Source organism: Bacillus sp. FSL R5-0712 (assembly GCF_038593285.1).
Lineage (GTDB): Bacteria > Bacillota > Bacilli > Bacillales > Bacillaceae > Bacillus > Bacillus safensis.
In genome coordinates this window covers 270,233-281,894 of record NZ_CP151981.1, presented here as the reverse complement: position 1 = coordinate 281,894, position 11,662 = coordinate 270,233, and the positions used below count along the sequence as shown (strand labels likewise).

The window sequence follows — 11,662 nt, the reverse complement described above, 5'->3', positions numbered from 1 at the left end:
TTTTTCTGTCTTGAAATGATCTATTTCAAAAAAACAAATGGTAAAATAGACAAATAATAAGAATGGTCATAGGTGATTTTTATGATAAAAGTAGGTCTCGTCGACGATTACCGAGTAGATTTAGAAAAGCTGCACGCCATTGTAGGCAGGATGGAGGCTGTGGACATCATCTTTGTCACGCAGTCAGCAGAGGATGCATATGAGAAGGTCAAAAAAGGAGACATTGATCTGTTGTTCGCTGACATTGAAATGCCTGGAATGTCCGGCTATGAATTAGCGGACCTCATTCACTCTCACGCACTGAATGTCGATGTGGTCTTTGTGACAGGAAACAGTGGATATGCGGTCCATGCATTTGATTTGAATGTACATGATTATATTATGAAGCCCTACCAAGCTGATCGAATTGCCAAATGCTTAGAGCGTTATATGTCCACCAAGCAGGAGAAGAGCATTCATGGACGGCTTCTCATTAAGCAGCAGTCAGATATTCATGTGCTCCAGAAAAAGGATGTTATTTTTGTTGAGCGAACAGGCCGGTCAACAACTATCGTGACAACAACAGGAGATATCCAGACCTATCAGACACTAAATGAGCTAAAGGGCGATCTGGCTGAAAAAGATTTTATCCGCTCCCACCGATCGTTTATTATCAATATTCATTACATTAAGAATTTCTCGGCATATGCTAAAAATTCGTATATCGTGTCTTTTGAAGGTACAGATAAAAAAGCCATGATGACCAAGCAGCAATTAGAATTCTTTAAGAAATACTATTTTTAAGGAGAACAAACGTGAACGCTTTCTATCTTGGATTTCGCATTTATGCTCTCATATGGTTAGGTCTTGCGTTTCATGCAGCTGCTGAAGCCTTTCTGCCGCTTTCATCCATTGTGTTGTGGCTTCTTACCTTTTGCGCGGTGTGTGTTTATACATTTTTCATGTACAAAAGATTTTTGCCTCATACGAGTGGTGATGTGATATTAGGCGCTTTTATACTCATTACCTGCACAGGCCTTTTGCTCTTTCTAACGCAACCGAATGAGCTGAGCTGTCTTTTGGCGCTCATCATGATGGTGACAGTCGATATCCTCTCATTGAAGGTGATGCAGACAGAGAAACAGTTAAATGGACGGCTTCAAGAGCTCATAAACGCAGAATCAAGAACCAATGAATTACTTCTTGAACTGCGCAGTAAACATCATGAAACAGCCAGACATTTAAATGCCTTTTCCGCGTCGAACGACGAGCATGAGATCAAAGATTTGATTCAGCAATACGTCAAACATTTCCCATGGATTAAAGGAGAAAATGCATATTTAGCCTCAACTCTACATTCCTTTTTGGAGCGGGCTGAGAAAGAGGACATTGCACTTTCACTAGACCTTCAAGCACCCTTTTCATCGCTTCCTTTTTCAAAGGCGGATCAGGTTAGTTTTACTGGCAACCTGCTTGATAATGCTCTAGATGCAGCAATTGAAGCGAAGCAAGCCGGAAAAGAGGGAAGCATTTCGGTCACGACCTCTATTCGGAGCGGGCTATTTTTAATCCATTGTGAAAACAGCACAAAAGGTATGGAAAAACATGTGCTAGATCATTTGTTCAAAACTTTTGGCCGCTCGACAAAAGGCGGCGATCATCAAGGCATGGGGACGTATATCATTCAACAGCTTGTAGAAAAGGCAGACGGTACACTTGATTTCACTTACCGTTCTCCAAATTTGCGGCTCGTCATCAAAATCCCTCTCACCATGTCATAAAAAAAAAGGTGCATAGCTGCACCTTTTTTTAGTGTTAAGAGAAGATCTTATCGATTTGATTGATTTCCTCTTCTGTTAATTGAACATCGTTTGTTTTTAGGTTTTGCAGCACTTGGTCTGCTCGTTTTGCCCCTGGAATAATCGCATCAATGCCATCCTGCGCTAAGAGCCAAGCGAGTGCGACGTGTGCCGTTTCTGCATTCTTTGATTGAGCAATGGCCTTCAGCTTGTCTACTTTTTCGAGATTTGAAAGGAATGCATCGCCTTGGAAAAGCGGGTCCTTTGCTCGAATATCATCAAATGTCGCATCTTTTGTAAATTTCCCAGTCAACAAGCCTGATGCCAATGGGAAATAAGGAATAAATGAAATACCATGCTCGACGCAGTATGGAAGAAGATCCTGCTCTGCCTGACGTTTCAGCAGAGAATACTCCGATTGAAGCACGTCTAAGTAGCCATCTCGGTTAAAGGCTTGAAGCTGTTCAAAATCAAGGTTTGATGCACCGATTGCCCTGATTTTCCCTTCATCCTTCAATTCCTTTAATGTGCCTGCTACTTCTTCGAGCGGCGTGCGTCCATCCGGGAAATGCATATAGTACAAGTCAATATAATCAGTTTGCAGTCGTTTCAGGCTATTTTCAACCTGCTCTCTTAAGAAATCACGGCTGTTATCAAGTTCAATTTGCCCGTTTACTTCCTTATGAGCTCCTTTTGTCGCAAGGACAAGCTTTTCTCTGCCGCCTCTTTTGGCAATGATCTCACCGATTAATTCCTCTGAACGGCCCAGCCCATAAATAAAAGCAGAATCTAAGAAATTGACACCTTGATCAAGAGCCGTCTCCACAAGCTCCCGTCCAGCATCCTCACTAAGATTCGGGAATAAATTATGCCCGCCTACTGCATTCGTACCAAGCCCTATCGGATTTACCTGCAAATCAGTTCGTCCAAGCGTTACCTTTTTCAAAAGCTCATCTCCCTTATCTACATAATCATCCTTATTTTCCCACGAATCATTTCCAACATTCAAGTATACCGCTCTCTAAAATCAACCTGCAGGTGGACGCCGCGAAAATAAAAGATGCGTATGATGAAGATAGACTAAAACGAAAAGGAGATCTTGTCATGACCATTCAAATTGTCATCATTATGATTATTCTGCTTTTAAGAACAGGCAAGGAAAAAGAAATCCGCCCCATCAGGCTTCTCATAGGACCGCTCATTTTATTAGGCACACTCTCTTATTCCTTTACCCAGCATATTGAAATCACGGCGATGAGCCTGCTTGCAATGATTGTCTTTGCACTCGCAGGTTTTGCAATCGGGCTATGGAGAGGTAAACTATACAAAGTAACATATGATCAACAGTCGGGGCGTATCACCGCCGCCAGCTCACTTTATGGAACACTTTTTTTCATCGGAATCATCCTTATCCGGATGACAGTAGGTTCAATTGTACAGGATGGCGGTCATTCCCTGATCATTTTCGCAAATGGCCTGACATTCCTTCCAATCGGCAGTATGATCGGCTTACGTTTTATTCTTTTAAAAAGATATATGAACATCAAGGCATCTGCTGCTATTAACTGACAGACAGGAGTTTTTGATATGAACCTTCAGCAGCCACTCAAGCTTTTAGGTCAAATAAGGCGGAAATTCGTATTAGGCCTTGTTTTGACCTATATGTATATTCAAATGTATGAGCCCCTTTCATTAGGCGAATTGGTGTTTCGCACCTTCGTCTATTTGGTGTTTCTCCTTTGTCTTTTTCCAAAAAACAAGCTGTCACCTAAAAAGCAATTTTCTATGCTCCTCTTGATGTGGATTCTGACACATCTCTTGTGGCTGGTGACAGGTCAGATTCAAGACAGTATTGGACTGACCTTTTTTATGATCGGCTTTATCGCTTTTCGTTTTTCAGAGGCGCATCATCCCTATCTATTTGCTATCATCTTTTTCACCAGTGGGATCAGCTATTATATAAACGATTTTTCTTGGAACATGGTGATCACTCTCCCGCTATTCCAGCTGCTTGTGTATACACTTGTTTTGATTTCTAGAATGCGTCGGCGTGAACAGGAATTAAAGGAAGAACACTTCGGAGAACTGCAATTGGTTCACAAGGAATTATCAGAAGCCCATGAACAATTGAAAAAGGCGCATATGGAGCTTGAAGAAGCGACCGTTCAGTCACTCCAATTTGCAGTGCTGGAGGAGCGAAGCAGAATTGCACGTGACCTGCATGACAGTATCGGTCACCAATTAACCTCGATGATTGTCCAGCTGCAGTCTTTGCCCTACCGTTTAAAGCAGGAAGAACCAGAGCAGATGACGCAGACGTTTCAGGAGCTGATCCATATTTCTAAAAATTGTCTCACCGAAGTTCGTTCTGTGGTTCATCATATGGCGTCAGATGATGCAGGTCTCGGACTTGCCGGACTTCGCAGCCTCATCAAGCAAGGAGAGATATCGGGTGAGCTTGACATTCACTTTCATACAGAGCAGCTTACGTATAAAAAATGGCCGCTCTCCGTATCTGAACTGCTTTACCGCATTTTACAAGAAGCCATCACCAATACACTTCGCCATGCCAAGGCGACCGCGATGACCATTACACTATCTAACGACCAGCATGAGCTGATGATGAACATTGAAGACGATGGATATTTGACCAGTGAAAAAGATATTTCATTTGGCTTTGGACTGTCAGGCATGAAGGCACGGTGTGACGCAGCAGGCGGTTCCCTCAAGACGGCCATACGCGAGCCGCACGGCTTTTGTATCCATGTTCAAATTCCTATCAAGGAGGACTCCGAGACATGACACACCCTATTAAGATTGGCATTATTGATGATCAGCCGCTGATCCGCCAAGGATTTCGTTATATTGCAAGCGCTCAAGAGGATATTGACGTCATATGGGAGGCGTCAGACGGTCAGGAGGCGGTTGAGCTTTGCTCGATCAACACACCAGACGTACTGCTAATGGATGTACAAATGCCTGGAATGGATGGCATCACAGCAACAGAACACATTTTAAAAAAGCATCCAGATGTAAAAGTTGTGATTCTCACGACCTTTGATACGGAAGAATACGTCTTTGACGGAATTCGTGCAGGGGCAGTCGGTTATTTGCTGAAGGATACAATGCCTGAGGAATTAATTGAGGCCATCCGTACCGCCTTTGCTGGTGAATCTGTATTTCGAACGGCAGCCTCTGAGCACATGATGGCACGAGCTCTTCAGCAGGCAAATGATACACATCACACTCATCTGCTTCACGAATCATTCACAGAACGTGAACGCGATGTATTACAGCAAATGGCCTATGGCTTAAAGAATGAAGACATTGCTGATCAATTATTTATCAGCAAAAGTACGGTAAAAACGCATGTGCACCGTATTTTACAAAAGCTCAATGCACAAGACCGTACACAGGCTGTCGTCTTCGCCATCCGGCACCGCCTCGTGAAATAAAAACTACCTTCACTTCAAGATTTTTATACAAAAAACATTTAAAACCTAAAATAAATCTACAAATCAATACTTATTAACTAGTATATTGTGCTTATTTAATTCCTTATTTTATAGGTGATTGTGTTAAAAACTATCAAAAATAGGGACTAAAACCTATTCCTCATCATGAATGAATTTCGATAGAATGAATAGTGCAAATCGTCATTAGGATATTTTCCCCTTTAACACCCGAATATACCAATCTATCTGTTTCTTTTTTCTTAGTCAGATAGCGGGAATGAAATGACGAAAGAAAAGCAAAGGAGCTTCAACTGTGAATCTTAAAAAAATAAGTGCACTCCTCATGATTTCATTCGTGATGATCATCTCTGCAGCCTGCCAGGGCTCAGCCAAATCAACCGACGCTGATCAAAAGTCAACAAAAACAGCAGAGGTAAAAGTCAATAGCTACGAATATACGTTACCAGAAGACTCAACAACTACCCTGAGAGACAATGAATTGGTACTAAAAGTCAATCTGACGATCACAAACAAAGGTGACAAAGCCCTTTCATTATATAACTCTGACTTCTCCCTTTATCAGGACGACGCCAAAGTATCTGATTTAAAATTCTACGGCAGCAAAGACCGTCTTGACCTTGGTTCATTGAACAAAGGCAAGTCACTTTCAGGAGCTCTTTATTTCCTAGTAGACAAAGGGAAGAAATATCAGTTCGTCTATCAGGACAGCATCAAGAAAAACAGTGATTCCATCCAAATCGACCTAGATGGAAACAAAATACTCGATTCAGCAAAAAAGCTGGATAACCCAGCAAAAGCGTTATCCGCTTATACCGATATTATTGTTTTTGATAAAAAGAACGATGAATTCGCAGATTTAACGGGTGACAACCAATCGGATGTCGTCAATAAATACCATGAGATGTTTGTAAAAGACTTCAAAAGAAGTGCAGGAATATACGGAAATGAAGTGAGTGACCGAGAGATTCTGTCGATGTACAAACGCATTCAAAACACCATGAAGGATAAAGCGAAAGTAGAAACAAGTGTGAAAACCATCTCTGATGACGAAGCAAAGGTTGTCGCTCAAGTCACAGGCATTGATGCTTCTAACTTAAAAGACAAGCTAGACAAGCAAAGAGACGAGTTTTACAACGGGAAAATCCGTTCTAAAGAAGAATTGTATAAAAAAAGCTTAAACATGTACGCATCTGAATTCGAAAAACTTCCTCCCGTTTCCAGCCCAGCTGAATATGAAGTGAAAATGAAACGTAATGGGGATGGTCAATGGAAAATTGACCTCAATGATTATAATACAGAGCAGTACATGAGTGGTTTTATTAAAACGAGATAATCTAAAAAAAGACGCTGGCCTCTGAAGGAGCCGCGTCTTTTTTATATTATACTGTCGCCTCTTGCTCTTCTTTCACCGCTTTTTCGATATCTTTAAAACGGCTCGATACAGTCGACGCACTAATGCCATACTTCTTCGCTACTTGTGCTTGAGAAAGCGGAGCATCGCTTGCAAGTGAATGAATATAGTATTCGATTCCCGCAGCAAATGACGCTGCTTTACGGATCACAGGTGATTTCTGATCACAGTAGGCTTTCCAAACCGTTAAAGCACCATCTGTCAGGCTTTGGTCACCGTGCTCCTTCATTCCGTCTTCAATCAGCTTAGCAGTTTCCAGCTGGACGTCACTTGCCCAGTCCATACGATCTGCTGATAGACCTGCATCGCCTTCTGTTTGAGCAGGTGTTTCTGATTCTTCTACTTCTTGCTTCGCAAACATACACTTCAGCACATCAGGGAATGATTCTCTCATAAATGTGCTGCGCGCGCCTCCATTTGCTTCATATGCGTCAACAAGCTGGCGAACTTGAAGAAGAAGAGTATCTGTAAACTCTTTCGCAAACATCGTATATTGAATGAAAAACTCTGCCTTTTCTTCAAATTGAACAGGAAAACCAAGCACGAGACTTCCCTTTTCAGGCAGTACCGTTTGATCAGGTTTTACATCTACTTCAACCTTCTCCGCTGTTATCATATTCTCAAAATAAAGAGACTCGTCCGTTTTTTCATTTAATAAAAGCAAAGATGGCTCCATGTCTGTCCAAGATTGGACCACTTGTCTTGTTTTCGGACGGGTAATATCTTCTGCTTTCTTTGTCAGGAACTCTTCGAAAATGGTCTCTTTCTGATCAGTTAATGGACGGAAGAAGATGCCCCATACACTCAAATGGAAAACTGAGATTTGTTGCGTTTCTTTATCCATATCTGCAAGGAAAGAAAACTCATTAATGAATTGATTGATCGCTCTCTGATGCTTAGAAAAAGCATAATTCATTAAATCCTTTTGAACTTGAACAGCTTCCTTAAACACAAGCTCAGACGTTTGTTCTCCGCCTGATTTTTGACCACAGCAATGTTTATATTTTTTTCCGCTTCCGCATGGGCAGAGCGCATTTCGTTTAATTTTTCCCAAAATAAAACCTCCGACATTCTAGTCTAACCTCACTATTTTAACAAACGATTGCACAGGAGGGTTTTATTTTCAAGAAAAAAGAAAAATCTGAATGATCAGTTAAATCATAAAAACACCTGAAGATCACGATAGATCATAGGAAAGACAGACTTTCTCTGTTTATTTTCTCCAATCATACCAACAGATTTTCCTCAGCTCATCCCTTCGAATAACTGCTTTGCCTCAAAATAAAAGATTTGAACGAATTTCTTCGTATTGACTCTGCCAGTCGACCCTGAGGGAGAAGATGTCTTCTGCATTTCTTTCATTCTTTGACTGACATCGGTAAAATCGAAAAACTTCGACGCGTAGTGCTCAAACTTAGGATTTGAGAAATCTGTTAATCCTAGTGAGGCAAAATGATTCAAGGAATGATGAATAGCTCGTCTAATCCGCTGCTCCGCCGCTTTCACTTCCCGCATCACCTCTACATCGGTTGCACCATGATCCAGTTTTCTTTCTGCTGTTTTGATAAACAGCTGCTTTAGCGGCGGGAAATTGACCTCATGAGAATTGGCTGACTGTGTTTCATGTAAGTAGATGAGTATCTCCAGTAAATCCTTAGAGCCGCTCTCGCCGACAATTCCCAGCTCAGATAAGAGGAATTCCCCCGCCTCTTTCATCGTTCTTCTCTTCGCCCCAGCGCCCGCGCCTTGAGAAATGACAGGCTCTAATGGCAGCACGTGGCGAAGAGAGGCTTGTATATCGTAAATCGATTTTTCCAGCTTGATACGCTCCATGACTTTTCGAATCACACTGACGATCTCAATACGATTGACAGGCTTATGGATATAATATTCAATCCCTAGTTCATAGGCTTCTGCCATCATCTCTTTCGCCTCTACTTGGGAAATCATAATGACCTTGCCTTTGAATTCAGGGTGGATATGGCGGATGGTTTGAATGCCATCTCTAGCAGGCATTAAAAGATCAATCAAAAGGATGTCTACTTTCTTGAGGTTCAGGGAATGTGCCTCTAATCCAACTCCGTCACCCGCTTCATCTACGACCTCTCCCAAATCCTCATCCTCTATGATTTGACCTAAAATCGAGCGTATTGCACGATCATCATCTGCAATGAAGAATCGCATACACTCACCCTCTCTGTATTAAATTTTGTATAGGAAGTACAAGCAGAAAAGCTGCACCTTTTGTTTCTTTTGGTTCGATTTGAATATGACCGCCAAGCTCTTGAACCAACTCTCTCACATAGGATAAGCCAATCCCTGTAGACGGTGTTCCAAATGCATCAAATTTGGAGGTATACCCTGGATCAAACACAATCTCTCTCATTTTTTTAGGAATCCCTGGTCCGTCATCTTCAATCCGAATCTCTATTTTATCATGACTTCCTTTCAATTCGAGTGAGATCATCCCGGTATCTTTTATTGCTTCGACTGCATTGGCCATTAAATTATTAATCAGCGATAAGAAAATAAACACATGATAATCATGCAGATGAATGCCCCTTATATCAGATGTAAAGGAAATGTTTTTCCCAAGAGATAAAGCATACTTCTCTTGAATCCGGATGACAATTTGGACGAGCTCTTCCGCCTTCATATAGTCTTGCATATTTTCCTTCGAAATCAGCTTTGAAAGCCCAGCATAAATACGCTGATTGTCCTTTTTCACTTCATGAATTTCTCCTGCGAGCTTTAACAGCTCCTGACTCACTTTTTTCCCTGCTTCGTGTTCATGCAGCAGACGGTAAAGCCGGTATGATTCTTGTGTAATATGCTCTGTATGTTTTAACGTTTTCTTTAAATGCACCGTTTCTTCATATAAATTCGAAATGACCATCATCATATGCTCATTTTGTTTCATGATCTGCTTTTCTCTTGATTGAGCCTCATACAGCTTCATCATATTAAAAAAACTGATCACCACAAAGCTGTGAGCAAACGCAATGAGGAACATATCGCTCAGCTTTGATAAGGTCATCGTTGTATCAAACACTAGAAATTGTACAAACAGCTCGACAAAATCAGCAACTAATTCGATCATCAGGCCGATGATCCCAATGAAAATAGAGCGCTGTTTAAAGCGTCCCGTACGGACGGCAAAAAACAGGAAAGCATAAGTGAAATAGAAAAAGAAGCTTGGGAATTGCTGATAAAATGATGAAGCCAGATCAGCATTCTGCTGAATTAAATCTAAGCCTACCCGAAAAAGCACAATGGCTGCGCCAGTTAAAAATCCCGGCAATAGCGGTTTAGATTTTCTTAAGAGTAATAAGCAAAAGAAAAACGCAGGTGCGCCAAAGCTGATGCGAAACGTCTCATTCACAGGATAAAACTTCAGCTCTCCTGCAAGCGGCACAATGACCATCATAAAAATTAAAATGAATGCGTCCTTTTTGACAAGCTGATTTAAACTCAAATGACTGACATCCCTTCCCCTGTTTGCATAGCCACAGTATACAAGGAGACTCTTTTCTCCACAATGTACAAAAAAATAATTTTCACTGTTCCTTTTATCCTCAAAATCCTTTTTTATGACTATTCTCCGGGGCAGCAAGGTGACCTTTCAGCTATTCACTGTTTTGATCATTGACGACAATAATAGGAATTGTTTAGACAATTATCGACAGACTGATTTTTATTTGTAAGTTTTTCTGTAGATTTACGTCAGATTGTGTAGTTTCCAAGATAAATTGAATGAACAATTTTAGTGAAACTATATGTAAGCGTTTTCTGAATTTTCACTAAAAACCCTTTTTGTTTTTCCGCCGACAATGCCTTCATTTGTACATATATTTAGGTGTAAAGGAGTGGTGCAAGCAGCGCATGACAAGTTCTTTGAAGATGTGTAACATGTTTTCGTGCCTATTTGATCGCATTTTTTGTCATCCGCCAATTCAATAGGGTACTTTTTGATTTTTGATTGGAGGAATCGTATGAAAACAGCAATTTCTAAAAATACACAACACGCATGCCAGTCTTCTGTTGATCAATGGGCAGAAGAAATACGTCCGTATTACACAAACGGGCAGAATGCTGGCTACATTCCAGCACTTGGAAAAGTGAATTCCTCTCAACTTGGTATCAGCGTGATAGGCCCAGATGGATCATCTGTACGATATGGTGATTGGGACGTTCCCTTTACCCTGCAAAGTATCTCAAAAGTCATCAGCTTTATAGCTGCCTGTTTAGGAAGAGGCGTACCTTACGTCTTGGATCGGGTAGATGTAGAGCCAACTGGTGATGCATTTAATTCCATCTACCGTCTTGAGATGCATAAACCAGGGAAGCCCTTTAATCCAATGATTAATGCTGGAGCTATTACCGTATCCTCCATCCTTCCCGGAAAGACTTCTACAGAAAAGCTAGCATATATTTTCGATTTAATCGAAAACTTAATAGGTAAGCGTCCTTCTGTTAATGAAGAGGTTTATCAATCAGAATGGGCAACTGCACATCGAAATCGGGCACTTGCTTATTATTTAAAGGAAACCAATTATTTAGAATCGGATGTCGAGGACACGTTAGAAGTGTATTTAAAGCAATGTTCCATCGAGGTCACAACAGAGGACATCGCCTTGATTGGACTGATTATATCAAGTGATGGCTACCATCCCTTTAAACAAGTCCAAGTCATCCCAAAGGATATCGCCAGACTAACAAAGGCATTGATGCTGACATGCGGCATGTATAATGCGTCTGGGAATTTTGCTGCTTTTGTAGGCGTTCCAGCCAAAAGTGGTGTGTCTGGAGGAATTATGGCTTGCGTTCCGCCAAGCGCAAGAAGAGAGTTCCCGTTTCAGACAGGCTGTGGAATTGGCATTTACGGTCCCGCCATTGACGATTGCGGAAATAGTATTACCGGTGTCATGATGCTGAAAAAGCTCGCCAAAGAGTGGGATCTCAGTATTTTTTAAAAAGAACAGTGATGAATTCGAAGA

11 protein-coding genes are annotated in these 11,662 nt (G+C 41.3%); 7 read left to right on the top strand and 4 right to left on the bottom strand.

What is annotated here, in order from left to right; all coding sequences use genetic code 11:
- Positions 1 to 81: 81 nt before the first annotated feature.
- A complete protein-coding gene (locus NSU11_RS01550) occupies positions 82 to 783 on the top strand; it encodes a LytTR family DNA-binding domain-containing protein (RefSeq protein WP_024424366.1) in 702 nt (233 codons plus the stop codon).
- 11 nt (positions 784 to 794) lie between these two features.
- Complete coding sequence (locus NSU11_RS01545) at positions 795 to 1,760, top strand: GHKL domain-containing protein (RefSeq protein WP_024424367.1); 966 nt, start codon at positions 795 to 797, stop codon at positions 1,758 to 1,760.
- Positions 1,761 to 1,794: 34 nt separating this feature from the next.
- Here the strand turns inward: NSU11_RS01545 and NSU11_RS01540 are convergent, their stop codons facing one another.
- A complete protein-coding gene (locus NSU11_RS01540; RefSeq protein ID WP_024424368.1) occupies positions 1,795 to 2,724 on the bottom strand; it encodes an aldo/keto reductase in 930 nt (309 codons plus the stop codon).
- A 158-nt stretch (positions 2,725 to 2,882) separates the two neighbouring features.
- On the opposite strand from NSU11_RS01540, the gene NSU11_RS01535 reads away from it, so the two are divergent.
- From NSU11_RS01535 to NSU11_RS01520, 4 genes are all read left to right on the top strand, one after another.
- Positions 2,883 to 3,347: a DUF1453 domain-containing protein gene (locus NSU11_RS01535; RefSeq protein WP_224427073.1), complete on the top strand. Its 465-nt coding sequence runs from the start codon at positions 2,883 to 2,885 to the stop codon at positions 3,345 to 3,347.
- An 18-nt stretch (positions 3,348 to 3,365) separates the two neighbouring features.
- Positions 3,366 to 4,580, top strand: coding sequence for a sensor histidine kinase (locus NSU11_RS01530; RefSeq protein WP_311165005.1), 1,215 nt, complete (start codon positions 3,366 to 3,368; stop codon positions 4,578 to 4,580).
- Complete coding sequence (locus NSU11_RS01525) at positions 4,577 to 5,233, top strand: response regulator transcription factor (protein ID WP_024424371.1); 657 nt, start codon at positions 4,577 to 4,579, stop codon at positions 5,231 to 5,233. The genes NSU11_RS01530 and NSU11_RS01525 overlap by 4 nt, the downstream gene beginning before the upstream one ends.
- A 313-nt stretch (positions 5,234 to 5,546) precedes the next feature.
- Positions 5,547 to 6,587, top strand: a complete 1,041-nt coding sequence (locus NSU11_RS01520; protein ID WP_024424372.1) for a DUF4352 domain-containing protein — start codon at positions 5,547 to 5,549, stop codon at positions 6,585 to 6,587.
- Between the two features lie 46 nt (positions 6,588 to 6,633).
- Here the strand turns inward: NSU11_RS01520 and NSU11_RS01515 are convergent, their stop codons facing one another.
- The 3 genes from NSU11_RS01515 to NSU11_RS01505 form a co-directional block, all read right to left on the bottom strand.
- Positions 6,634 to 7,719, bottom strand: a complete 1,086-nt coding sequence (locus NSU11_RS01515) for an SEC-C metal-binding domain-containing protein (protein WP_122631535.1) — start codon at positions 7,717 to 7,719, stop codon at positions 6,634 to 6,636.
- Positions 7,720 to 7,910: 191 nt separating this feature from the next.
- Positions 7,911 to 8,849: a response regulator gene (locus NSU11_RS01510; RefSeq protein WP_025092765.1), complete on the bottom strand. Its 939-nt coding sequence runs from the start codon at positions 8,847 to 8,849 to the stop codon at positions 7,911 to 7,913.
- Between the two features lie 4 nt (positions 8,850 to 8,853).
- Complete coding sequence (locus tag NSU11_RS01505) at positions 8,854 to 10,140, bottom strand: sensor histidine kinase (RefSeq protein ID WP_024424375.1); 1,287 nt, start codon at positions 10,138 to 10,140, stop codon at positions 8,854 to 8,856.
- Between the two features lie 517 nt (positions 10,141 to 10,657).
- On the opposite strand from NSU11_RS01505, the gene NSU11_RS01500 reads away from it, so the two are divergent.
- Positions 10,658 to 11,638 carry a glutaminase gene (locus NSU11_RS01500; RefSeq protein WP_024427212.1) on the top strand — a complete coding sequence of 327 codons (981 nt, stop codon included), beginning with the start codon at positions 10,658 to 10,660 and terminating at the stop codon, positions 11,636 to 11,638.
- The last annotated feature ends 24 nt before the right edge of the window (positions 11,639 to 11,662 follow it).

What these genes read in the sequence shown, in the direction of transcription:
- NSU11_RS01550 (WP_024424366.1), top strand. Translation starts at nt 82, where the DNA reads ATGATAAAAGTAGGTCTCGTCGACGATTACCGAGTAGATTTAGAAAAG.
- NSU11_RS01535 (WP_224427073.1), top strand. Translation starts at nt 2,883, where the DNA reads ATGACCATTCAAATTGTCATCATTATGATTATTCTGCTTTTAAGAACA.
- NSU11_RS01530 (WP_311165005.1), top strand. Translation starts at nt 3,366, where the DNA reads ATGAACCTTCAGCAGCCACTCAAGCTTTTAGGTCAAATAAGGCGGAAA.
- NSU11_RS01525 (WP_024424371.1), top strand. Translation starts at nt 4,577, where the DNA reads ATGACACACCCTATTAAGATTGGCATTATTGATGATCAGCCGCTGATC.
- NSU11_RS01510 (WP_025092765.1), bottom strand. Translation starts at nt 8,849, where the DNA reads ATGCGATTCTTCATTGCAGATGATGATCGTGCAATACGCTCGATTTTA.
- NSU11_RS01500 (WP_024427212.1), top strand. Translation starts at nt 10,658, where the DNA reads ATGAAAACAGCAATTTCTAAAAATACACAACACGCATGCCAGTCTTCT.